The organism is Cryobacterium soli (assembly GCF_003611035.1).
Lineage (GTDB): Bacteria > Actinomycetota > Actinomycetes > Actinomycetales > Microbacteriaceae > Cryobacterium > Cryobacterium soli.
This window is the reverse complement of the sequence record NZ_CP030033.1, coordinates 906,181-929,982: the sequence shown is the minus strand read 5'-3', so window position 1 is coordinate 929,982 and position 23,802 is coordinate 906,181. Positions and strand designations below refer to the sequence as shown.

The 23,802-nt window shown below is 63.4% G+C and carries 21 protein-coding genes and 1 pseudogene; 14 read left to right on the top strand and 8 right to left on the bottom strand.

Annotated features, from left to right (window positions below):
* Window positions 1–101: 101 nt before the first annotated feature.
* Window positions 102–1,220 (bottom strand): substrate-binding domain-containing protein, encoded by a 1,119-nt coding sequence (locus DOE79_RS04270; protein WP_120337434.1) that lies wholly within the window; start codon window positions 1,218–1,220, stop codon window positions 102–104.
* Window positions 1,221–1,497: 277 nt separating this feature from the next.
* On the opposite strand from DOE79_RS04270, the gene DOE79_RS04265 reads away from it, so the two are divergent.
* The 11 genes from DOE79_RS04265 to DOE79_RS04215 all read left to right on the top strand — a co-directional run bounded on the left by DOE79_RS04265 (window position 1,498) and on the right by DOE79_RS04215 (window position 13,871).
* The gene (locus tag DOE79_RS04265; RefSeq protein WP_162942594.1) at window positions 1,498–2,721 is read left to right on the top strand and encodes an ROK family transcriptional regulator; all 1,224 of its coding nucleotides are present in this window, start codon (window positions 1,498–1,500) and stop codon (window positions 2,719–2,721) included.
* 282 nt (window positions 2,722–3,003) lie between these two features.
* Window positions 3,004–4,002 (top strand): hypothetical protein, encoded by a 999-nt coding sequence (locus tag DOE79_RS04260; RefSeq protein WP_120337432.1) that lies wholly within the window; start codon window positions 3,004–3,006, stop codon window positions 4,000–4,002.
* A gap of 132 nt (window positions 4,003–4,134) precedes the next feature.
* Entirely contained in the window at window positions 4,135–4,992 is an 858-nt protein-coding gene (locus tag DOE79_RS20775) for an MEDS domain-containing protein (protein WP_220094279.1), read from the top strand.
* Window positions 4,993–5,121: 129 nt separating this feature from the next.
* Window positions 5,122–7,026 carry a molecular chaperone DnaK gene (gene dnaK / locus DOE79_RS04250; RefSeq protein WP_120337431.1) on the top strand — a complete coding sequence of 635 codons (1,905 nt, stop codon included), beginning with the start codon at window positions 5,122–5,124 and terminating at the stop codon, window positions 7,024–7,026.
* Between the two features lie 11 nt (window positions 7,027–7,037).
* On the top strand, window positions 7,038–7,541 hold the full coding sequence (locus DOE79_RS04245) for a nucleotide exchange factor GrpE (RefSeq protein ID WP_084020779.1): 504 nt from the start codon (window positions 7,038–7,040) through the stop codon (window positions 7,539–7,541).
* Window positions 7,541–8,506: a DnaJ C-terminal domain-containing protein gene (locus tag DOE79_RS04240; RefSeq protein ID WP_120337430.1), complete on the top strand. Its 966-nt coding sequence runs from the start codon at window positions 7,541–7,543 to the stop codon at window positions 8,504–8,506. Before DOE79_RS04245 ends, DOE79_RS04240 begins: the two co-directional genes overlap by 1 nt.
* Window positions 8,503–8,817 (top strand): chaperone modulator CbpM, encoded by a 315-nt coding sequence (locus tag DOE79_RS04235; RefSeq protein ID WP_120337429.1) that lies wholly within the window; start codon window positions 8,503–8,505, stop codon window positions 8,815–8,817. The genes DOE79_RS04240 and DOE79_RS04235 overlap by 4 nt, the downstream gene beginning before the upstream one ends.
* A 9-nt stretch (window positions 8,818–8,826) precedes the next feature.
* Window positions 8,827–11,463, top strand: coding sequence for an ATP-dependent chaperone ClpB (gene clpB, locus DOE79_RS04230; protein WP_120337428.1), 2,637 nt, complete (start codon window positions 8,827–8,829; stop codon window positions 11,461–11,463).
* Entirely contained in the window at window positions 11,460–11,960 is a 501-nt protein-coding gene (gene trxA / locus DOE79_RS04225) for a thioredoxin (RefSeq protein WP_245977109.1), read from the top strand. Before clpB ends, trxA begins: the two co-directional genes overlap by 4 nt.
* Window positions 11,957–12,235, top strand: a complete 279-nt coding sequence (locus tag DOE79_RS04220) for a UBP-type zinc finger domain-containing protein (RefSeq protein WP_084020781.1) — start codon at window positions 11,957–11,959, stop codon at window positions 12,233–12,235. Before trxA ends, DOE79_RS04220 begins: the two co-directional genes overlap by 4 nt.
* Window positions 12,213–13,871 carry an FAD-dependent oxidoreductase gene (locus DOE79_RS04215; RefSeq protein WP_120337427.1) on the top strand — a complete coding sequence of 553 codons (1,659 nt, stop codon included), beginning with the start codon at window positions 12,213–12,215 and terminating at the stop codon, window positions 13,869–13,871. Before DOE79_RS04220 ends, DOE79_RS04215 begins: the two co-directional genes overlap by 23 nt.
* 164 nt (window positions 13,872–14,035) lie before the next feature.
* On the opposite strand, the pseudogene DOE79_RS20850 reads toward DOE79_RS04215, so the two are convergent.
* From DOE79_RS20850 to DOE79_RS04200, 3 genes and pseudogenes are all read right to left on the bottom strand, one after another.
* Window positions 14,036–14,248: pseudogene (locus DOE79_RS20850) on the bottom strand (helix-turn-helix domain-containing protein); the annotation flags it as partial.
* Between the two features lie 1,011 nt (window positions 14,249–15,259).
* A complete protein-coding gene (locus tag DOE79_RS04205; RefSeq protein WP_120337426.1) occupies window positions 15,260–15,703 on the bottom strand; it encodes a hypothetical protein in 444 nt (147 codons plus the stop codon).
* A 408-nt stretch (window positions 15,704–16,111) separates the two neighbouring features.
* On the bottom strand, window positions 16,112–16,753 hold the full coding sequence (locus tag DOE79_RS04200) for an NADPH-dependent F420 reductase (RefSeq protein WP_120337425.1): 642 nt from the start codon (window positions 16,751–16,753) through the stop codon (window positions 16,112–16,114).
* Between the two features lie 263 nt (window positions 16,754–17,016).
* On the opposite strand from DOE79_RS04200, the gene DOE79_RS04195 reads away from it, so the two are divergent.
* Both DOE79_RS04195 and uxuA read left to right on the top strand, forming a co-directional pair.
* Window positions 17,017–18,648 (top strand): mannitol dehydrogenase family protein, encoded by a 1,632-nt coding sequence (locus DOE79_RS04195; protein ID WP_181445858.1) that lies wholly within the window; start codon window positions 17,017–17,019, stop codon window positions 18,646–18,648.
* Window positions 18,639–19,721, top strand: coding sequence for a mannonate dehydratase (uxuA, locus tag DOE79_RS04190; RefSeq protein ID WP_120337424.1), 1,083 nt, complete (start codon window positions 18,639–18,641; stop codon window positions 19,719–19,721). The genes DOE79_RS04195 and uxuA overlap by 10 nt, the downstream gene beginning before the upstream one ends.
* Before the next feature lie 74 nt (window positions 19,722–19,795).
* On the opposite strand, the gene DOE79_RS04185 is transcribed toward uxuA, so the two are convergent.
* Both DOE79_RS04185 and DOE79_RS04180 read right to left on the bottom strand, forming a co-directional pair.
* Window positions 19,796–20,059 carry a hypothetical protein gene (locus tag DOE79_RS04185; RefSeq protein ID WP_120337423.1) on the bottom strand — a complete coding sequence of 88 codons (264 nt, stop codon included), beginning with the start codon at window positions 20,057–20,059 and terminating at the stop codon, window positions 19,796–19,798.
* Between the two features lie 286 nt (window positions 20,060–20,345).
* Window positions 20,346–21,911, bottom strand: a complete 1,566-nt coding sequence (locus DOE79_RS04180; RefSeq protein WP_220094278.1) for an MFS transporter — start codon at window positions 21,909–21,911, stop codon at window positions 20,346–20,348.
* A gap of 123 nt (window positions 21,912–22,034) precedes the next feature.
* Here DOE79_RS04180 and DOE79_RS04175 point away from each other — a divergent pair, with 123 nt between their 5' ends.
* Entirely contained in the window at window positions 22,035–22,757 is a 723-nt protein-coding gene (locus DOE79_RS04175) for a GntR family transcriptional regulator (protein WP_120337422.1), read from the top strand.
* A gap of 182 nt (window positions 22,758–22,939) precedes the next feature.
* Here the strand turns inward: DOE79_RS04175 and DOE79_RS04170 are convergent, their stop codons facing one another.
* Together DOE79_RS04170 and DOE79_RS21110 are read right to left on the bottom strand one after the other, a co-directional pair.
* On the bottom strand, window positions 22,940–23,320 hold the full coding sequence (locus DOE79_RS04170; protein WP_120337421.1) for a hypothetical protein: 381 nt from the start codon (window positions 23,318–23,320) through the stop codon (window positions 22,940–22,942).
* Window positions 23,321–23,324: 4 nt separating this feature from the next.
* Window positions 23,325–23,765, bottom strand: coding sequence for a helix-turn-helix transcriptional regulator (locus DOE79_RS21110; protein ID WP_425455680.1), 441 nt, complete (start codon window positions 23,763–23,765; stop codon window positions 23,325–23,327).
* Between the last annotated feature and the right edge of the window lie 37 nt (window positions 23,766–23,802).

Here is a 23,802-nt window from a genome sequence, read left to right as displayed (position 1 = left end):
TGTCGGTTGCCGTTCTGTTGCGTTCGGGGCGGAATGTTCGACGTCGCGTGTCGACGCCAGAGCACATGTTCAGTGCCGTCGCGATATTCGTTGGCGGTGCGCTACTTGGTCGCGCTGGCTGGGGCTTTCGTGCCGTAGTCCTTCATCCACCCCTCATCGAGGTTTGCCTTGGTGACCGCAATAGGAGTGGACGCAACGAGCGCGGGGGCCTCCTTGTCGAGCAGGCCGTAGGCGCCAGCGATGGCCAGACCGGTCCCGATGCCGATGGCACCGTTTCCGACCATTCCGACAACCGGTCCGCCAGCGGCCATGTCTGCGGCCAGCGTGGCATCGAGGTCGTTGGTGACCACCTTGACGTCGGTGCGGCCTGCGTCACGGAGCGCAGAGAGTACGCCCTGCGCGGCGGTAGCCCACGGCACATAGATTCCCGTGATGTCAGGGTTGCGTGCGATCAGGGCAGCGGCGATCTCCTGGGTCTTCGCTTCGTCGGTGAAGCCCTCCTCCACCGTGATATCGATGTCGGGGTAGAGGAACGACATCCAGGCTTTGAAGGACTCATCGCGCTGGTTCGTGAACCAGAAATCCGCGTCGTGGTACATGTACGCGATTTTGCCGGTCCCACCGAGAGCATCGCCGAGGAGTTCCGCGTTGGCCTTGCCAGCCTCAGTGAGGTCCTCGGTGACGATCGAGACGAACTGGTCACCTGCGGTGTAGCCGGCGGGAGGGGTCGTCATGATCACGAGCTTGACGCCCGCGTCGACGGCGGGCTGGAAGGTCGCGGATGCCGACACCGCATCAACTGCCGTTGTCACGATGATGTCGGGATTCAACGCAAGAACGGTCTGGAGGTTGTTTGCCTGGGTTGCCGAGTCGAAGCCGGCCTGAGTGCTCGCCACCACGTCGATTCCCAGCTTGTCGAACTCTGCCGTCGCGCCGTCTTCCACGGCGGACACGAACTCGGACGAGCTGTGCCACACGAACGCGGCAGTGAACTTCCTGTCCTTGACGGTGGTGGTCTCCTCATCGGTGAGTGAAAGTTCGGAGAGCGCGCCGGGGGTCTCGCCATTGGGTCCGGCGAACTCGAGGCTGGGGTCCGCGGCGGGAGCCGACGAGGCGTCCGACCCGGCTGAGTTGGATGCACCTGAGCAGCCGGTCAGGGCCAGAGCAGTGGCGATGCCGACCGCGAGCAGTCGAGTGCGGGGCAGAGATGTCGATTGCATTGAGGGTTCCTATCCACGTGAGCGTCAGTCAGATCTGGAGGAGCCCGTGGGGCACCGTTGCCATTGACCTAGTAAACACATTTTGATTTCATGTAGCAAACAAAGTCAAGCACCAGTTTGTTACGGTTTCATTTCGGAAACACGTGCTTTTGTTGTGGGACTTGCCGAGACAAGCGCATTAGAATTCACGGTGCATTGAAAAAAAGTGATCTCGTCCAGCTGGGGGCGAGCGCTGGCTTCGCTTCGGGCCGACCGGAGCAACGACCGAGGAGGGCGTGTGGGCCAGGACATTCGAGAACTGAACCGAAACGCAGTGCTCACCGAACTGCTCAATCAGCGTCCGGCCACGCGCAAACAGATTGCGGAGTCGACCGGGATCTCCGCAGCTACCGTAACCCGGGCCGTGGATCAGTTGATTCTCGACGGAGTCGTGTGCGAGGTCTCCGAAGTCGTCGTCGAGAACCGCGGTCGCCGTGCGATCCTGCTCGACCTCGTCGCAGACGCCTCCCTGGTTCTCGGGATCGACCTCGGTGCATCGAACACCCGGATGATTGCGACCGACCTGCTCGCGAACCCGATAATGGCGATCGAGATAGCCACCCCGACCGAGCTAGGTCCCACAGAATTGGCGCTGTGGGTCGCCGATACGGCAAAGTTCGCGGTGGGAGAGCGCTGGGGTGCCGTGGCCGCGATCAGTCTTGGACTGCCGGGAGCCGTCAGTCAGGTCGACCGATCGGTGTCCAATGCCCCGAACCTCAGGCAAGTGGAAGATCCGACGTTCCTTAAGGTTTGCGAACTCGCGATCGGCCTGCCCTTGCACGTCGACAACGATGCCAACCTCGCCCTGCTCGGCGAACTGCGTTTCGGAGCAGCGAGGCACACCCCCTACGCCGCGTTGCTCAGCCTTGGCGCCGGTCTCGGTGTCGGAATCGCCATCGACGGGGTTGTCCTTCGAGGCCGACATGGACTCGTGGGGGAGTTCGGCCAGATCCCTATTGGTCCTCATGGCGAGCGTCTCGAGAGCTTCACAACCGGGCCTGGTCTGCTCCGCCATGCGGCCGCCGCCGGAATGGTGCTGGCGTCGCCAGCGGAACTCTTCGCGGATGGAGGTGGCGAGAGTAATCCCGGTGCCGGGAGCGGCACACCAGACGGAGTGAGGGCACAACTCCGAGCAAAGTTCGACCATGCCCTGGTTGCGGTACTTACCGCCATTGCGGTCTCGAGCGAGCCGGAGACAATCGTGCTGGGTGGCGGAATCGCGAAATCGCTTACCGACCACCTGGGGAGCTACCAGCTGCTTCTGGAACAGAACATTCGCATCGCCCCTACCCTGACCAGCGTCGAGCTCGGCGATTTTTCGGGTGCAGCGGGCGGCGTGGTCTCGGCCCTGCATGCGGTGTACCTCGACCTCGGTGTTCAGCCGTCGTCCCTTTCGGCGCTTCCCAAGTCGAACGCTCTGTCGCCGGAGAGTATCCGCGACATCGGTAGGGTCGCGGTCTGACCGTCTCGCGTCACCGAGACAGACGCCAGAGTCGACCACCCTTGCGGACGGGACTGTCCTCGGTCAGCGTGGCCCATTGCGGCCGGATCTCGCCGCTAGCGCGTGTACAGCACGAATCGTCGTGAGAGCACTCATCGCTGCTGTGTCGGGCGCAAAGTCCCGTTCACTGAGAATTTGAAGTGCCCTGGGACCAGGTCGCGAGGGAAGGCAAGGGGTTCCCCCGCCACGCGCGTATCGAAAGAGTACCGGGCTAGTTCTCGGCTCTATGTGTAGGCTTCGGAGATGAAGCCGATCCGCGTGGGTCTCGTGGCTGACCCGGCCTCGCCAACCAAGGTGGCGCGCGCGATGAGTGACCTCGGCCCGCTGGATGGCGATGATCCCGATGGCTGGGAAATCGAGGTGGTGAGTGAACCGTTCACCCTCGGGTATGAGGATGTCGAGACCGCACTGTCCCGGCTGCGGGCACGTGCCCAACAGCGCGAGTGGGACCTCGTCATCGGGGTAACCGAGCTTCCCCTTCGCGACGACAACGGTCGGTACTTGCTGGCCGCAATCGACCCGCAGCGACGCACCGCCGTGCTGTCGCTACCCGCGCTCGGCGGGCTGCGTGTCAACGCGCGCGCGCGGCACGCTGTGCGCGGCCTCGTCAGTGGAATGGCAGAACCCACCTCGCCTGATGAGCAGCGTGTGTCCCTCCCCGGTCTCAGCGGTCGGGGGCGGGTGCTGTTCGGCATGGTCCTCGCTAACCGTCCGTGGCTCCTCGCGACCGGACTCAAATCCGCGCTCGTAGCCGCCCTCGCAACCGGCGCGGTGGCCACCGTCGATTCTACGGTTTGGCTGATTGCCGGCTCCCTGTCGGGGTGGCGGCTCGGCGTCGCGACCATCGCCTCGATCGCGATCGTCGTGGGCTGGATTGTGATCGACGGAGAACTCTGGGACCACCCCGCCGACGACTCAGCTGAAGCGCGGGACAGATCCCGTCTCTACAACACCTCGACACTGTTGACTCTGACGATCGGGGTGCTCATCTGTTATGTGGCGCTCTACGTCGTGAACCTGGCATGGGCGCTGTTTGTCCTCGACCCTGCTGTAATGGGCGATTCACTCGGCACGTCGCTCGATTACGGCGATCTGTTCGTGCTTGTCTGGTTCGTCGCCTCTGCGGCGACCATCGGCGGTGCACTCGGAACCGGCCTGGAATCAGACGACGCGATCCGCGCGGCCGCGTACTCAAAGCGTGAGGAAGAGCGCCGCGCCCGGCTCGCGAAAGAGCGGACCTGAGAAGGCGCAACATGCCGTGCGAGTAGTCGACTTGGCCCTCCACCGCGTTGACCGCGACCTCAACGACGACGTATCGTTGGCAAAGGACGACGTTTGGTTAGCAAAATGGGGCCACGAGAAGGCGGTTCCCCGGTGAACGACCTGCTCATGGGAGTCCCTGGGGTCGGCGAGATTCATCCGGGGATGCACGTCTGCGCTCTGTTCTCGGGACCCGTCGAGAGAGACCGGCTGCTGGTGTCGTTCATGCAGGAGGGCCTTCGTCACGGCGATTCATGCGTCTGCCTCATCGACGAACTCGAGTCGGCGAGCATCCGACAGAGGGTGTACCCACCGGCAGGACTCAGCGACAGGCGTCAACACCTTGATGTCTACTCAGCGCCCGACGCGTACCTTCGGACCCGCGAGTTCTCCCCCCAGCAGTCGTTTTCACCCCTCGTCGCCAACTCCGGCTCGCCCACCGACGCGTTCCCACTCTTGCGCGCCGCCGGACAGATGTCTCGGGGGTCGCATGAGTCCGGCGCGAGGGAAGTCTCCATTTACGAGACTGCCGTCATCCACATCCTCGACGAGTTGCCCACCGTCTTCCTCTGTATGTACGACGTGCAGCGCTTCGGGGCGGGCATTCTCGCGAGCGTACTGAAAATCCACTCCATGGTGCTACTCGACGGCACCGTGCTCCACAACCCGCACAGCGTGGCGCCGCCGGACACCCCGGAACCCGCGGCGGACGCCGCCGTTCGATATCCCTTGGCCCGAAAGGGCCCAGGTCACGAGGCGTGGGTGGACGACTGGCTGTCCCTCAGCGGCGCCGAGGTCCGGGTCGCACAGCTCGTGGGCACAGGATTGTCGAACCGCGCGACGGCACAACAGCTGAGCGTGTCGCCCCACACCGTGGACGCCCACCTCAAGCACATCTACCAAAAGCTCGGCATTCACTCGCGAGTCGAACTCGCCGTGCTCTCGTTCCACCACGCGTCGCCGTCTGCCTGACCCTGACGCACCGTGTGCCGCTCGCCGCCGAGACAGGCCCAGGAACGGATGTCACCTGTTTACGGGATGCCGCCGGTCGTGTGCCGCGAAATCATGACTAGGGAGGGTATCGAGCGAAGGAGAAACGTCATGGGTAGGGCTGTTGGTATCGATCTGGGAACAACCAATTCGGTGATTGCCGCGATGGAGGGGGGCCAACCCCAGGTCATCGCCAATACCGAGGGAAACAGGACCACTCCATCCGTCGTCGCGTTCCTCGAAAACGGTGAACGGCTCGTGGGGCAGATGGCCCGGCGACAGGCGATCCTCAACCCCAAGGGCACGATCTACTCGGCCAAGCGTTTCGTCGGTCGGAACTACGACGAGGTGGAGAGCGAGCTCAACGCCGTCTCGTACGACGTCGTGTCCGGACCGGACGGCGCAGTCCGGTTCTCGGTCCACGGCAAGCTCTACGCGCCGGAGGAAATCTCGGCGCAGATTCTGCGCAAGCTGGCCGAGGATGCAAGCAAGGCGCTCGGGGAGCGGGTCACAGAAGCTGTGATCACCGTGCCGGCGCACTTCAATGACGCGCAGCGGCAAGCCACCAAAGACGCCGGCAAGATTGCGGGACTCGAAGTTCTCCGGATCATCAACGAACCCACCGCCGCAGCCCTGGCATACGGGATGGAGAAACTCGAGAACGAGACCATTCTCGTCTTCGACCTCGGCGGTGGAACCTTCGATGTCAGCCTCCTCACCGTCGGTGAGGGCGTTGTCGAGGTCCGATCCACGGCGGGCGACACCCATCTTGGTGGGGACGACTTCGACCGGCGCATCGTTGACTACCTCGCGGACGAGTTCAAGAAAGAGGTCGGTATCGACCTCCGCCAGGACCCTCAGGCACTGCAGCGCCTGTTCGAGGCGGCCGAGAAGGCCAAAGTCGAGTTGTCGTCCGTTACCCAAACGGCGGTGAACCTTCCCTTTGTGACCGCGGACGCTTCGGGCCCGAAACATCTCAACGTCAACCTCATGCGCTCGACGTTCGACCAGCTGACCGCGGATCTCGTTGAACGCTGCATGGGTCCGGTGAAGCAGGCCCTCGAGGATGGGAAGGCAACCCCGGACGACATCGACGAGATCATCCTCGTCGGCGGTTCTACGCGCATCCCCGCGGTACAGAACCTGGTCCGTCGGATGACCGGTGGCAAGGATCCGAACATGACCGTCAACCCGGACGAGGTCGTCGCGCTCGGTGCGGCCGTCCAGGCGGCGATCATCAAGGGGGATGTGAAGGACGTCCTCCTCCTGGACGTCACGCCGCTCTCGCTGGGGTTGGAAACGCAGGGCGGCGTGATGACCAAGGTCATCGAGCGCAACACGACTATCCCGGCGCGTCGCACCGAGGTCTTCAGTACCGCCGAGGACAACCAGCAAGCGGTGGACGTCGTGGTCCTCCAGGGCGAACGGGAACTCGCCAGCGACAACCGCGCACTCGCCCGATTCCGGCTCGAGAACATCAGACCAGCGCCTCGAGGTGAACCACAGATCGAGTTGACCTTCGACATCGATGCCAACGGCATCCTGCACGTCTCCGCGAAGGACAAGGACACCGGCGCCGAGCAACAGGTCACCATCAGTGAGACCTCGACGCTGACCAAGGACGAGGTCGAGCGGATGGTCTCGGATGCCGAGACGCACCGCAGCGAGGACGCCCAGCTCCGAGAACTCGTCGACGCGCGGAACGAACTCGACTCCGTGGCCTACCAGGTCCAGCGCGAACTCACCGAGGCCGGGGATGCCGTCCCTGAGCATGACCGCGCCCGGGCGGAGATCTTGACGAATGACGCGCGTACCGCACTCGACGAGCAGGCGCCGATCGACCGTCTGCGGTCGCTCACGGGTGAACTGCACCAGATGGCGCAGGCCCTGAGTTCCGCTGTCAGGAGCCAAGGCAGCGCTGGCTCCGCTGGCTCCGCTGGCCCGTCGGCCGGCTCCGGCGAGGCTGGAGCGGACGACGGCGACGATGTGATCGACGCCGAGTTCACGGCACACTGAGCGTCGACGTCATGTCCGGACAAGAGAATCCCGACCCCCAGGTCGCCGACGAGGGCGTTGGTGACAGCTCAGCCGAGACCGCGAAGCAGATTGCTGACCTCGAGGACTCATGGCGCCGTACCGCCGCCGAGCTGGAAAACCTCCGCAAACGATGCGCGCAGGATGTCGTCCGCGCTCGTCAGCAGGAACGAGCGTCGGTGGCCTCCCGCTGGTTGCCCGTCCTCGACAACCTCGAGCGCGCCCTCGAACATGCCTCCTCCCACCCCGACCAGATCGTCGATGGAGTGCGTGCCGTGCACCAGCAAGCACTCTCGGTCCTCGCCGACCTGGGCTACCCCCGGCGCGACGATGAAACCGGCAAAGCCTTCGACCCCGCTCGCCACGAAGCCGTCAGCACCCTCGTCGATGAGGAACTTGTCCCCGGTACCGTCGCGCACGTTATCCGGCCCGGCTACGGGCCTGACAACGAGATTCTGCGTCCGGCTTCTGTGGTCGTAGCGACCAGGAGCGAGTAATGGCTCGCGACTCCTACGAGGTCCTTGGCGTCCCCCGCGATGCCGACCAGTCGGAGATCCAGCGGGCCTACCGCAAGCTTGCGCGCAAACTTCACCCCGACGTCAACAAGGATCCCGGCGCCGAAGACAAGTTCAAGGAGCTCAGCGAGGCGTATGACGTGCTCTCCGACCCCGACCAGCGCAAGCGATACGACGCGTTCGGAGAAGATTTCCGGCGCGTCGGTGCCGACGTGGACCCGGAGGCCTACCGCCGGGCGCGCGCCTATGCAGGAGCCGGTGCCGGCGGCGGGCGGTCGGCCGGCTGGGGCGGGGCCGGTCCCTCTGGTGGTTTTCAGTACTCCGGTTCCGGCGACAATGTCGATCTGGAGGATCTGCTCGGCGGCATTTTCGGCTCACGCGGGCGAGGTCGCGGCGGATGGGGACCGGTCTCCGGCTCCGACCACGAGACCGAGGTGGAGGTGACCGTCGAGGAGGCCTACACCGGGACCAGGCGAACTCTGTCGCTCCGTGACGAAGACGGTCCGCGCACCATCGACGTCGTCATTCCCGAGGGGGTTGTGGACGGTCAGCGGATCAGGCTGCGCGCCCAGGGCGGGCAGGGGTCTGGTGGTGGCGAAGCGGGCGACCTCTACCTCATCGTCCGGATCGCAGCGCATCCTCGCTACCGGCTGGAGGGCCGTGACCTGCACGTGACGCTGTCACTCGCCCCCTGGGAAGCGGCGCTCGGTTCGTCGCTTCCCGTCGAGACTCCCGGCGGCCCGGCCACCGTCAAGGTACCTGCCGGTACCTCCAGTCACCGGCGGCTGCGGCTGAAGGGCCGCGGGCTGCCGAACAAACGAGGAAACCCGGGGGATCTGTTCGCCGAAGTCCAGATCAAGGTGCCCAAGTCGCTCTCCTCTGAGGAACGCAAACTGTTCGAGAAGCTCGCCAAGGTGTCCGAATTCGACCCGAGGAGCTCACCATGACCGAACCGACCGCCGGGACGAACTGGCCTCTGGCGCGCCCCTATCGCCTGAGTCTTGACAGCTACGCCCGGATCACCGGTGTGCACCCTGACATGGTTCGCCGGCTGGTCACGCTCGGGTTGCTCGAGATCACCCGGGACGCCGAGGGCAACCTCTGGTTCGCCCCGTCCCAGGTTCGGGAGATGGCGAGGATCCAGCGGCTGCACCTGCGGCTGAACCTGACTTATGCGTCGCTCGGCCTGGTGATGGACCTGCTCGACCGGATTGCCGCCCTCGAGAGATCACAACGCCGCTCGCGCTCAGATAGATAAGGGATTCCCATGGACCTGAACAGACTCACTCAGAAGTCGCAGGAAGCACTGCACGACGCCCAGACCAAGGCACTCCGGTTCGGCCACCAGGAGGTAGACGGCGAGCACCTGTTGCTGGCCCTGCTTGAACAGAGCGAAGGATTGGTGTTGCCACTGCTCGCCCGATCGGGTGCGGATGTGGACCAGCTGCGAGAAGACCTGACGAACGAGCTCGAGAAACGCCCTCGCGTCACGGGGTCCGGCGCCGAGCCTGGGAAGGTGTACGTCACCCAGCGGCTGAACCGTCTCCTCGAGGCGGCCGACACGGAAGCCCGCAGGCTCAAGGACGATTACGTCTCCGTCGAGCACCTGGTGGTAGCGCTCCTCGACGAGGGATCCAGCTCGGCAGCAGGTCGGATCCTCGCCCAGCACGGCGTGACGCGCGACTCGTTTCTGCAGATGTTGACCGCGGTGAGGGGATCCCAGCGGGTCACATCCGCTACCCCCGAAGGCACCTACGAAGCGCTCGCCAAGTATGGTCGGGACCTCGTCGCGGAAGCAGCCGCCGGACGACTGGAGCCGGTCATCGGCCGGGACTCGGAAATCCGTCGCACCGTCCAGATCCTGTCCCGAAAGAGCAAGAACAACCCGGTGCTGATCGGTGAGCCCGGGGTCGGGAAGACCGCCATCGTCGAGGGTCTGGCGCAGCGGATCAACAATGGCGACGTGCCAGAGGGACTGCGCGACAAGATCGTTTTCGCTTTGGACATGGGGTCCCTCGTTGCTGGTGCGAAGTACCGCGGCGAGTTCGAGGAACGGCTGAAGGCCGTCCTCAACGAGGTACTGGCTGCAGAAGGAAAGATCCTGCTGTTCGTCGACGAGCTGCACACCGTCGTCGGGGCCGGCGCGTCTGAAGGAGCGATGGACGCCGGCCAGATGCTGAAGCCGATGCTGGCCCGCGGCGAACTGCACATGATCGGGGCCACGACGCTCGATGAGTATCGCACCCACATCGAGAAGGACGCAGCCCTCGAGCGTCGATTCCAGCCGGTTGTGGTCGATGAACCAACCGTCGAGGACGCCCTGTCGATTCTTCGGGGACTGCGCGAACGATTCGAGGTCTTCCACGGCGTCAAGATCTACGACGGCGCGTTGGTGGCAGCGGTCAGCCTGAGTCATCGCTATATCTCCGACCGGTTCCTGCCAGATAAGGCCATAGACCTGGTCGACGAGGCCTGTGCGATGCTGCGCACTGAAATCGACTCGATGCCGGCGGAACTCGACGAACTCACCCGCCGGGTCACCCGGCTGGAGATCGAAGAGGCGGCAGTGGCCCTCGAGACGGATCCGGCCAGCCAGCGTCGCCTCGAGGAGCTGCGCAAGGAACTGGCCGACCTGAAGGCGGAGGCGGACGCCATGCGTGCCCAGTGGGAAGCGGAACGCCAGGCGCTCCGCGAGGTCCAGGCGCTGCGGCAGGAGATCGAGCAGGTGCGCCTGGAGAGCGAACGGGCCGAGCGGGAGTACGACTTGAACAGGGCGGCGAGCCTGCGCCACGGAAAGCTGCCCGAATTGGAACGGCGGCTCGCGGCGGGCGAGGAGCGACTCCAGTCCAAACAGGGCGGGAGGCGTCTGCTCCGTGAGATCGTCACGGCCGACGAGATCGCCTCAATTGTGGCCCGGTGGACGGGCATCCCGGTGAGCCGCCTCCAGGAGGGTGAGCGGGAGAAGATCCTCCGCCTCGATGAGGTTCTCCATGAACGGGTGATCGGCCAGGACGAGGCAGTGCAATTGGTGACCGACGCGGTTGTCCGGGCCCGCTCCGGCATCAAGAACCCGACCCGCCCGATCGGCTCCTTCGTCTTCCTCGGCCCGACGGGCGTGGGTAAAACCGAGCTCGCCAAAGCGCTCGCGCAAGCCCTCTTCGACAGCGAGGAGAACATCATCCGCATCGACATGAGCGAGTACCAGGAGCGGCATACCGTGAGTCGGCTCGTGGGGGCGCCTCCTGGGTACGTCGGATTCGAGGAGGGTGGGCAGCTGACCGAGGCGGTCCGGCGGAAGCACTATTCGGTGATCCTGCTCGACGAGATTGAAAAGGCCCACGTCGACGTATTCAACATTTTGCTTCAGGTGCTCGACGACGGGCGTCTCACCGACTCCCATGGTCGCACCGTCGACTTTCGCAACACCGTCATCATCATGACCTCCAACATCGGGTCGGAATACCTGCTCGAGGGAGTCACCCCTGACGGCGAGGTGAAATCAGAGGCGCGCGCCCTGGTGATGGGTTCGCTGCGATCTCACTTCCGGCCCGAGTTTCTGAACCGGATCGACGAGATCGTGCTGTTCAAGCCGTTGACGTTCGTCGAGATCGAGCGCATTGTCGATCTCCAGCTCGACGAGTTGCGGGAGCGGCTGGGGGAGCAACGGATTGCGCTCGAGGCCACAGAACGCGCCCGACGGTTCATGGCGGAGCAGGGATTCGACCCGGCATACGGCGCTCGTCCGCTGCGGCGTTACATCTCCCGCGAGGTAGAGACCCGGGTGGCGCGCGCGCTCCTGCGTGGTGACCTCCCTGAGGGCTCCACGATCGTGGTCGATCTCGTTGATGAGGAGCTCACCGTTGTTCCGATGCAGCCATCCAATGAGAGGAAGGCGGCAGCGTGAACACGATCGCGAAACACCCGGCCAAGGTTGTGGTGTGTCCGAATTGCGGCACGAAGAATCGAGTGCGTGCCGCCGCCGACGGAGCGCCCCGCTGTGGGAATTGCCACGACCCGCTTCCCTGGATAGTCGACACGTCCGATGCGGACTTCAGCACCGTGGCGGACGAATCGACCATACCGGTGCTCGTGGACGTCTGGGCCCCCTGGTGTGGTCCCTGCCGGATGGTCAGCCCGGTGCTGGAGCAACTGGCGACAGAACTCGCGGGCAAGCTGAAGCTTGTCAAGGTGAACGCGGATGAGGCGCCGGAGGTGAGCCGTCGCTTCGGAGTGCAGGCCATCCCGACGCTGGTCGTCATGCACCACGGCCAGGTGATTGACAAACAGATCGGCGCCGCGCCGGCAGGCGCCCTGCGGTCGTGGCTCACGGAGCACTTGCCCAACGAGGAGGTAGCGCCCGCCAGGGACAGCCACTCTTCAAGAGGGGAAGACCGGCAATGAACACGGTCTTCGGCCGGGTGGTCCCAGACGCGCACCTGCCGCTGGTGCGACCCGTAGGGCCGCCCAGAGCGCCCGGTTGTGAGGAATGCCTGCGTCTGGGCACACCCTGGGTGCACCTGCGGCAGTGCCTCACCTGCGGTCAGATCTGTTGCTGCGACTCCTCCCCGATGCGCCACGCGCGCGCTCACGCCGCAACGACGGGCCACGTCATCGTGCGTTCGATCGAGCCGGGGGAGAGCTGGAGGTGGTGTTATGCCGACGAGCAGTTCGTCTGACCTCCAACCCTCGGATCTGCCAGAGACCCCCGACACCACCGGCGCCTATCCGCGCCTCACCGACGAGCAGGTCATGCTGCTCTCTCAATACGGCGAGAGGAAGCGGCTGGCTGAAGGCTCCACGCTGTTCCGCGAGGGAGACCGCGACTGCGGTCTGTTCGTCGTGCTTGACGGCCGGGTCCGCGTTGTCCAGGAAGATCCGGACGGAGAGCCGCGCGTGATCGCCGTCCACGGGCGGGGTCGCTTCGTGGGTGACCTGTCGATGCTGACTGGCCAGGCCGTCTACGTCACCGCCGTCGCCCAGACCGACGTCGAGGTCTTGGAGGTTCCCTACGACCGGCTCAAAGAGGCGGTCGCCCAAAATCAGGCGGTGGGGGATCTGATCCTGCGGGCCTTCATCCTTCGCCGCAACATCCACGCCGGTCTCGGCGTCGGCCTCCGGATCATCGGTTCCCGCTATTCAGCCGAGACCCGCCTGCTGAGGGACTTCGCGAGCCGCAATCGCATTCCGTACCGCTGGGAAGACCTGGAGGAGGATCCCGAGGCAGAGCTCACCCTGCGGGCGTTCGGCATCCCACCAGACCAGACCCCTGTCGTGATCTGGAAGGGTCGGACGGTCCTGCGCAACCCCAGCAACACCGAGCTTGCCGAGGTCCTCGGCCTGCGGGAGGAAACGCCGCCCCGCTACGCATACGACATTCTGGTGGTGGGCGCGGGACCTGCCGGTCTTGCTGCTGCGGTGACCGCGGCCTCCGAGGGGCTCTCGACGATCGTGCTCGACGGGATCGCGACGGGAGGGCAGGCGGGGACGTCGTCCCAGATCGAGAACTATCTCGGGTTCCCGGCGGGCATCTCAGGCGCCGAGCTGGCCGACCGAGCGGTGGTCCAGGCCCGCAAGTTCGGCGCCACCTTCACGATCCCCGGCGAGGCAGAGTCACTTGCGCGCGTCGACGGACACTTCGTCGTGGGTCTGACCGACGGGGACCAGGTGGAGGCGCATACCGTGGTGCTCGCGACCGGTGTTCGCTACCGCCGCCTCGACATCCCCGGCATGGACCGGCTCGAGGGGCCCAGCGTCTACTACGCCGCCACCGAGTTCGAGGCGCGGCTCTGCCGCGGCGACCCGGTCACGGTCGTAGGTGGCGGGAACTCCGCCGGGCAGGCGGCCCTGTTCCTGGCGCGCAATGCAACTGCCGTGAACCTCGTGATCCGCCACGACGACCTGAACCGGGACATGTCCCGCTACCTCGCAGAACGGATCGTTGCGGCCCCCCGAGTGCAGGTCTGGCGCAACTGCGAGGTCTGCGAGCTACGAGGCGACCTTCGTCTTGAGGAGGTCATGGTTCACGATCTGAGGACCGATGAGCGCCGACCGCTCAGTGCGACGGCTCTCTTCGTGTTGATCGGGTCCGAGCCACACACTCGGTGGCTCTCGGGCGCGATCACGCTCGACGATCGAGGGTTCGTGGTGACCGGCGATGGAAACACGATGATGTTCGAGACCACGAGTCCGGGTATTTTTGCGGTCGGGGACGTGCGCAGTGGCTCGGTGAAACGTGTGGCGTCCGCCGTCGGCGAGGGCGCGGTCGCCGTTCGCCTCGTGTACGAGCACCTCGTCAGGACGGGCCGACGGTAATCGCTTCCCTGTCGCGTCCGTGGAGGGTCACCGAAAGCGTCACGGCTCGCCACATGAGCGCCTCCCGAGATCGGCCACCCCGCATCGTGATGACACTTCTCTCCAGACGGATGCTTCGAAAACTCTCTGCGGTAGGCCGCCGCAAACCTCCCGAGATGGACGAAGCCCCGCCGCGCCGCCACCTCGGTCACGCTAATGGTGCCCGGCGCTGCCAGAGTTAGCTCCTCGTTCGCCTTCTCGAGTCTGAGGTGTCGCAGGTATGCCATCGGAGTGGTGTCCAGGGATCGGCGGAAGCCCTCTTGCAAGCTGCGCACGCTGAGCGAAACCTCCGGGGCCAGTTCCGTCACGGTCCACGGATGCGCAGGGTTGTTGCGCATGAGTTCGACCGCGTGCGAGACCGGCAGCACGCCCGCGGCAGGCGCGGGTCTTGCAAGCGTGATGCAAACCAGACCGCAGATCGAGCGCCGGCGCAGCCAGGCTCGACTACCTGCGGAGAGCATACGGGGAATCTCTTGGAGGCCTCGGAGTGCCGCCAAAAGCGGTTCAAATGGTCATCATTTAGTCATCACATTCAACTTCATCTGACCCGAATCGACCGAGTAGGATTGAAGGCAGTGAACCGCCCGGCTCCCTGTAAACACAAGGGAATCCGCGAGTTTTCGGAGATTTTCGGCATAACTCGAGTTAAGGCTAGAACCTTACAGGGGGTCGCCGGTTCAAATCCTGTCAGCATGACCAAATGTCCCGGAGACTTGAGGGTTTCTGGGACTCTCTTGGCTTTGCGGATGCATCACATTCATCGAGATCTTCGCGGTCCACACCGAAGGCACGGCAAAGGCCCCGCGCCGTGTCCGGTTGGCAAGCACCTCAAGCTCGCTGTCCCCGACCTGCGGGCCTGGATCGCGCAGCAAGCGGAGCCGATCAGCGAGTCCAGGCGCACCCACCTGCGGTGCGCTGAGGGCGGCTAGCTTCTGCGGAACCAATTCACGCGCGTATCAGGCCGTGCTCAACGAGGGGAGTGGAGCTCGAGTCCGTGGACGACATCGTCGAACGCCAGATGACGGCGGCAAGAAGGTTTGAAACTCCTGCCCAGCGCATTTCGCGCCCTATATGCGAAGCCCCTCGATTCAATTCAGGTTGCGCAGCCGGACCGTGTCGGCAAATGGGGCGACCCGCGGGTGGGCCCATCCGACCCGATGGCTTGGTTGCCTCGTGTGAACAACTGGCAAGTGAAACAGCTCGCCCATTGCGAATAGCCATCCCCAGGTTTTGACGGGATTGGGTCGCCGCGGTCCAACATCCAGGCCACCACGACTGCGGTTTCCCGCGGGGCGCGGGGCCGAGCCGGTGATACACCGTCCGAAATGAATGAGCCGTGGTCGAGGCTCTCACTCAACGCAGTAGAAATCCTGAAAAACCGCAGTGCCGGCCGCCAAGTACGACTTGTCAGGGTCTGCCGGGTCGTAATCCTCCCAGATCTCGATCAGGGCGAGCGTGTCGTCATAGAGCTCCTGGGCATCGCTTCGGGCATCCGCCTCCTCGGCGAGGCCATTTAGCGCGTCGATAACATCCTCGGAGTCCTCCGCGAAGACCAGATCGATGGTCGGCGCACAGAGCGGGCTTTCGCGCGTCACCCTCACCTTGGCGGCGACCTGCGACTTGAACAGAGTCCATCTCGGATTCTGAACTGCGCTCTCCGCTGCCGTGGTCGCCGCCTGTCGGTATGCTTCTGAGTCCTTGGTGGCGCCGAGTAGGAAGTCTGCGGCGGCCCGCTCCCCATCGTCCGCGCCGCCGCGAATCAAATTCGCCGTAGCTCGGGCAGCATCGTCCACGCCGGTGCTAACGATCTTGCCCCCGGCGCCCCCGGCGCACCCGGAAAGTAGGACTGCAAGGATAACGGAAAGCGGGAACGCTCCTACCCAGACCCCTCTGTGCATACGAACACCCCTTGCTGAGCCCGGCCCAGGGGGTCGGGGCGGTTATGCCGTCGGCGTCAGTATCGGCCGCTGTCCAGGTGGCGTCAAGCCCTCTGCAGGGTGGACGAATTGCCGTCGCCGTCACCTGCTGGTCAGGACTCCCGTTCGCCCGCAATCGAATAGCTGTAGCCGCTGGACCGAATCCATTCCGGTTGAGCCCGCGGGCAGGGCCCCGAGTTCACCCCTCCGGCCTCGAACAACTGGCCCAGGCACGGAAACGGCGCGGAACCGAGGATGTCCTCGGATCCGCGCCGCAGGTCTGGATCAGATCGTGCGCGGTGCCTTCGCCAGGTTGGCCTCGAGCTCAGCGACGTTCTGTCGCGAGCCATAGGCAGGGCGGTCGCGCTCGACGCGCCAGCTCTCGGCGAGTGGGCCGATGTTCACGGTGTCGAAACCGAATTCGTCGTACAGCTTCGTGACGAAGTCGGAGGCATCCGTAAAGTCGGACGATGTAGCGAGCGCACGCCGTGCCGGGTCACCGGTCGGGAACGAGTCAGCAGTGATGTCGGCGGCCGTGATGTGGTTGAAGCCCTTCGCTACGCGCGAGGTCGGCAGGTGCTCCTGCAGCATGCCGCTAACGGTCGCCTCGCCGTTGTCGAGGGCCTCGATGTGGCCGTCGCGTTCGAAGTAGTAGTTGTTGGTATCGATGACGATCTTTCCGGCGAGCGGCTGCACCGGCACGTCCGCATAGGCCTTGAGCGGCACGGTCACGACCGCGATGTCGGCAGCCTGTGCCGCCTGCGCTGCGGTTCCGGCGGTAGCCTTCGGGCCGAGTTCGGCGACGAGCGCCGCGAGTGTCTCGGGGCCGCGGGAATTGCTGATCACGACGTCGTAGCCGCTTTCGATCGCCTTGCGGGCGACCTGGCTGCCAATGTTTCCTGCACCGATGATTCCGATAGTTGTCATGCTCACGACAACGGGCCCGGCATCGAAAATGTTCCAGACGCCAGGAGGCCGGCGTGGGAAAGGCGTTCAGGACCCTCCAGTACTCCTCATCGCCCGTTTGGCCCAGATAGAGGAAAACGCTCCCGCCACTGCTGGCGACGGAGCAGCTCCTCGCGCGGCACGTGGTCATCGGCGTAAACGCCGGAACTCTCGCCTGGAAGCCGCATCTGGTACAATAGTATGGTAGTCCACAAGGACAAAGACGACCTAGGAGTTGCTGCCGAGTGCTTTATTTGAATGACGACACCCTTAATGAACCAGGAAGCCTCTTAGAGGCGGGTATTGCCATCCCTGCGTTTGATCGTGAAAAAGTTGCGGAGCAGACATACCGACATCCTGTATGGATCCACTTCGGTGCCGGCAACCTGTTTCGGTGTTTCCACGCCGCACTCCAGCAGAAGTTGCTCAACGCGAACGCGGCCGACGAGGGCATCGTTGTCGTCGAGACATATGACGACGAGGTGATTGAAACTGTCTTCCGTTCGACGAACAATCTGACTCTCGCTGTCGTGATGAAGGCAAATGGCGAGATCGAAAAGGAACTGATCGCCAGCGTCACCGAGAGCCACTTCTATCCTGACCCGGCGAGCACGGTGAGAGTGCGCGAGATATTCGCGAACCCGTCACTGCAAATGGCTACAGTGACCATCACCGAAAAGGGATACAACCTGAAGAACCCGGATGGGACGCTTTCCGCCGTCGTCCGCCACGACATCGAGCAGGGTCCCGCCCAGGCGCAGCACGCCATGTCGGTGATGGCCGCTCTGTTATTCGAACGCTACGAAAATGGTGCGCACCCGATCGCCATGGTGAGCACAGATAACTTCTCCCGGAACGGCACAAAACTCGGTGACGCGATCCGCGAAGTCGCAACGCAATGGAAGACCAACAACTTCGTCGACCAAGGATTCATCGACTACCTCTCAGATCCACAGTCGGTCTCGTTCCCGTGGAGCATGATTGATCGCATCACACCTGGACCGTCGGTTGATGTAGCGGAAAAATTGCGGGTCAGCGGATTTGGCGACATCGACATTCTCAAGTCCCAGAAGCACTCCATCACGGCGCCCTTCGTCAACACGGAGGAGGTTCACTACCTGGTCATTGAAGACGACTTCCCCAATGGCCGGCCGGCCCTTGAAGACGCCGGGGTGTACTTCACCGACCGAGACACCGTCAATAAAGTCGAGCGCATGAAAGTGTGCACCTGTCTCAACCCGCTGCACACAGCGATGGCCGTCTTCGGGTGTTTGCTGGGGTATGAATCGATCGCCGAGGAAACCCAAGACCCTGAGATTTCCGGACTTATTCGGCAAATTGGTTACATCGAAGGCCTCCCGGTCGTGACTGATCCGGGGATCATCGACCCGAAATCATTCCTCGACGAGGTGATGAACAAGCGCCTTCCCAACCCGCGAATCCCTGACACGCCGCAGAGAATCGCGTCTGACACCTCGCAAAAAGTGGGCATCAGGTTTGGCGAAACCATCAAGCTCTATCAGGAAAGCGGACAAGCCGGCGACCTGCAGTTCATCCCGCTGGCAATCGCGGGATGGTGCCGCTACCTGCTGGGAGTCGATGATCAGGGCGAAGAGTTCGAACTCAGTCCGGATCCCATGGACGAGTTTCTCCACGAATACGTCGCGGAAATCGTCTTTGGCGACCCGACAACTGTCGCCGGCCACCTCCGCCCGATACTTTCCAACACCGACATTTTCGGAGTTGACCTCTATGAAGCGAACCTGGGCCAGAAGATCGAGGGTTTCGTCGAAGAGATGGTCGCCGGACCAAACGCGGTGCGACGCACCCTGCAGAAATACCTGAAATTGAGTGGAGAAGACACATCATGCAAATGACATTCCGATGGTTCGGCGAAGAGGACGACAACATCACGCTGAAACAAATTCGGCAGATCCCCAACGTCGAAGGGATAGTAGGGGCGCTCTACGACGTGCCGGTCGGAGAGGTCTGGCCGATGGAGAAGATCACACGGTTGAAGGCACAGGTGGAGAGCGCCGGAATGTCGCTGCAGGTTATCGAGAGCGTCAACATCCACGACGACATCAAGATCGGGTTGCCGTCGCGCGATCAGTTCATTGAGAACTACAAGGAAACGATCAAGAATCTCGCCTCGGTGGGAATCAAGGTCATCTGCTACAACTTCATGCCCGTTTTCGACTGGCTCAGGACTGAGCTGGCCAGGGAGCTGCCCGATGGCTCAACGACCATGGCCTATGACCAGCTGACCGCAGAGAAGCTGGATCCGCAGAGCATGATCGAATCCGTCGAAGGAGACTCGAACGGGTTCATCATGCCCGGCTGGGAGCCGGAACGGATGAAAGGTATCCGGGAACTCTTCGCAAAATACGAAGACGTCGACGAGGAAAAACTCTCGGCGAACCTCAAGTACTTCCTCGAGCAGATCATGCCCACGTGCGAAAAGTACGACGTCAAGATGGCTCTTCACCCGGATGACCCGCCCCGCAGCATTTTCGGTCTGCCGAGGATCGTCAAGAACTTCGCGGATCTGAAGAACGTGATTGAGATGGTTGACACGCCGTACAACTCGCTCACGTTGTGCACCGGGAGCCTGGGAGAAAATCCTGAAAACGATGTGCCGGCCCTCATCCGGTATTTCGGCAGCCGCGATCGCATTCCCTTCGCCCACGTCAGGAACATCAAACTGCTCGGCAACGGCAATTTTGAAGAATCGGCGCACCTTTCCAAGATGGGCTCGCTCGATCTCTACGAGATCCTGAAAGCATTCCACGACGTTGGATTCGACGGCTACATGCGCCCCGACCACGGGCGAATGATCTGGGGAGAGCAGGGCCGGCCTGGCTACGGTCTCTACGACCGAGCACTCGGCATCACCTACCTCAACGGTCTGTGGGAAGCGATCGTGAAGAACGCGAAGCAAGCCGCATAACAATTGCAAAGCGCGAGGCGGCCACCAGTGGAAACACCGGTGGCCGCCTCGCTTTTGCAACTCGTGCTCTTGGGCTAGTAGCGCTTGATGGTGGCGCCAGTCCAGGCCGGCGGTGTGTAACTCGCCGGACCACCGCCACCGCGGTTGGCGAGGTCGGCCGCGGTGTCGACGGCCTCGTCTAAGTCGAGCCGGTGCTCGACCACGAGTCGCGTGCGGCATCCGGCGTCGATCCGGCGCGGGAGGGTCTCACCCGGGGAGACCAGCTTGCGCGGGAGGTAGTGGTCGGGGACGACGAGGAGCTGGGCCGGCTCGACGAACGGCGCGTCGTCTCGAACCATTCGACGGGGACGTGCCGGTGCATGCAGACGATCGGCAGGTGCGCGACAGACTCGTAGATCTTCCGGTCGATCGGGCGCTCTCGCGCTGAATCAACGGGTGCGGCAGGTGCACACAACCAGCACCGGTCCGAGTCGCCAGGGGCGATACGGACCGGTGCTGAAACGGCAGGTTCCTAGGCGCTCACACGCACGCACGCACCAGTGGTGCTCGCCGTGTTGGTCACGGTTCAGCGCTACTGGTGCGTGCGGTGTTCGACGGGTGTGGGGCATCGAGCCCGTGTGCCGGTCAGCCCCCGGTGGAGACGGGCGCGGCGGTGGGGGAGATCGCGTCTCCGGGCCAGGCCGACTCGTACGGGTGGCCGGTCAGCTTCTCGACGACCGCACGGGTCTCGGAGGTGACGTCGTCCTTTGAGCCGCCGGCCTCGAGGCGGTCGATCTCGGCGCGCAGGACTGCGTGGCTCTGCGGGTCGAGGTACATGAACCGTGAGATGGCGAACGCGATAGCGATGAGGAGGAGCGGCCCGACGATGACGACAAGTGCGATGGTGTCCTGGGTGCCGGCGCTCTGCACGAGGGGGCAGGAGTCGATGCACGAGGTGTCAAGCTGCACGCCGCCCTCGCTGCCGGGCTTGAGGAAGCCACCCAGGTCCAGGAACCACGACACGATGAGGGTCGCGACCGCGCCTGTCGACTTGCGGCCGAAGGTCATCACCGCGGCGTAGATTCCGGCGCGGTCCTGGCGGGTCATAATCCGGTCGACGTCGGGGATGAACGGGAAGACGTTCCACGGCGTGAACTCGAGGATGGATCGTCCGGCCTGATACGCGAGGCCGACGATGACGAGGAGCACCATCGTCGAGGACGGCTGGATGAGGTAGATCGCGCCGAGGGCGAGCAGGCAGGCGATGATCACGGAGTAGGACATGGCAAACAAGTAGCGCGGGCCCTTCCGGATCATGAGGAATGCGGCGAGCACCGTGGTCGGCAGCCCGATGATGGACAGCGCCTGGAGGGTGAGGCCGAAAGACTCGCTGCCGTTCACGGCGTACACGACGAAGAACGTCAGCGCGGTGGCGAAGATGTCCTTGCCCGTAAAGGAGAAGAGATAGATCGCCAGGTGCTTGCGGAAGCTCGAGTTCTTGAACGTCGAGCCGAAGTCCTTGAGGTTGTCGGTAACAAGCTTGCCGACGGGCACCTTGGGCTGGGCGTCGAGCTCCGCGAGGAACTCCGGGGTGAGCTTGCGCTCCCAGGTGGTGAAGTACGTCGTGATGACGGCGCCGGCGAACAGCACGGAGAAGATGAGACCGGTGATGAGGTAGGCGTGCGGGTTGTTCGTCTCCTTGATCTGGGCCGGGATGAAGAAGACGAGGAAGGTGCCCGTGGCCGACAGGAACATACGGGTCGAGCTGAGCTTGGTCCGCAGCGTGTAGTCGTCCGTCATCTCAGTGGGCAGGGTCTCCCACGGGATGAGAATCATCGCCATGATCATCTCGACGGCCAGGTAGACGAGCAGGTAGTACCAGAAGCCCTGGTGCGAGATCCACAGCAGGGGGAAGATCACGAGGAGCAGGGGTGCGCCGATGAGCAGGAAGAAGTGGCGGCGGCCGAACTTTTTGCCTAGGCGGGTCCGATAGAAGTTGTCGGTCAGCGGGCCGATGATGAGGCTGGCAACCGCGTCGACGATGCGGGCGATGAAGAGGATCATGCCGGCTTGGACGGCGCTGACGTCCCCGTAGGTCGTGAAGAAGTACAGCATCAGGCCGCTGATGATGGTGTTCCAGCCACCGCCCATGAGGTCCAGGACACCGAAGCCCACGCTCCGGGCGAGCGTGATGGGTCGGGCCGTATACACGCGCCGGGTGGATTTATCAGTTGAGGGACTCACGTCGTTGTGCCTTCTGTGTCAGGGTCCCAGGTCCGTTCCCGAGACGTCTGCACACTACCATACAACTACACAAGTGCTTATAATCGAATCATGAGCACAGCGATATACGGATCCTTCCCTGTGCCGACACGACGCAACGCGCGATCTCTTGCGTTGGACACGATTCGGCAGAAGATAATCACCTTGGAACTCGCTCCCGGGGCGCAGCTGTCGGAGAATGTGCTCGCGGGGCAACTTGGACTGTCGCGTACGCCTATCCGGGAAAGCCTCATTCTTCTGGCCGAAGAGCGACTCGTTTTTGTCGTTCCCCAAGTTGGAACTGTTGTTGCTCCAATCCTGTTGTCCGAGGTGGAGACAGCCCAGTTCGTTCGAGAAGCCTTGGAACTCGCCGCCCTCAAGGAGTCCTTCACCCGCGTGACGCCTAAAGACATTGCGGAATTGAACACAATAATTGACGCGCAACGTATCGCTGAGAGCCGCGGTTCCTTGCCGAATTTCTTCGCGCTCGACGAAGAATTCCACTCCGCATTGATGGGAATCAGCGGACATGGGTCGGCCTGGCGATCTGTGTCGCAGGCCAAGGCGCACCTTGACCGCGCGCGACAGCTATCCCTGTCGTTCAATCACAGCGTCAGTCTTCTCATCAGTCAGCACCAACAAATCGTGGACTCGTTGGCTCAAGGCGAGAGCGAAGCGGCGGAAACTGCGTTACGCACGCATTTGCGCAAAATCTACGACGACATCGCAACTATCAGAGCGGAAAGTCCGCAGCTCTTTGGGGAAACGCCGGAGGGCAGCGAGCTTAGCGACTAGGTCCGGCTCAGCGCGTCATCATCGGCAGCAGCATGCCTTGGGGGTAGGGACGGCCACGGATTTTCTCTCGCAGATGCGCGTGTCAGACGGTGAAGAGCTGCAACTGCACTTTCTCACGAGAATTCGCCGTGGTGAGAGGGCCCAAGGACCCACTGCGTGCCGACGGGACCAGCGCGCGTGGGCTAACCCCGGCGCGCGGCAATCGAGTTCGCGATGCCCCACACGATGCACAGCACGACCACTTGTGCGCAGGCCAGTAGGACCAGCTGATCGAAGACTGTGGCCAGCACAACCTCGATGATCGAGAGGATCAAAGCAGCGGCGCCGACAGCTGCGAAGCCTTCCGTGGCCAGGACGCGGTCTCGTTCGTCTCGGTACTCGATGGCGTTGAGGCGGGTGATGTCGCGAGAGTCCGGGCGGCGCGCGTAGAGCGCAGCACCGAGCCCCGCAGCGCCGGCGGCGACGAGGATAAACGCGCTGAACCAGTTATGCATGAGAGCGGTCGCGATCGCTCCGGCGAGGAGCGTGCCGACCAAGACGATATTGACGATCGAGACGGGCAAGCGCTTAGTTGTCTTCAAAATAGAACACTTCCTCAACGGTGGACTCGAAGAATCGAGCTAGACGAACGGCGAGAATTAGCGACGGATCGTAGCGTCCGGTCTCGATGGCGTTGATGGTCTGGCGAGAAACGCCTAAGGCCTCACCAAGTGCGGCCTGGGAGAGGCCGGCGGCTTGACGCCTCACTCTTACCTCAGACTCCATATGACAAGCATGCTTGTCTATTTCGGTTGTGTCAAGCAGGCTTGTCACATCACGGAGGTGCATGACGCGCCGCGCACTTCTCAGCGACGAGATGTTGACCGTATCGGCGTCTTCCGAGGCGGCGTGAGCGGGTGTGAGCTCCGCGGTGTCGATGACGTGCGCTTCTTTGCTCAACCAGGACTGGAAGGCCTCGGCGTGGGGGGAGAGGTGGCTGAAACGAATTCCCGACGCCATGCGTGCCATTCAGCCATACGATCATCGGCCGATGCTAGCGATACCG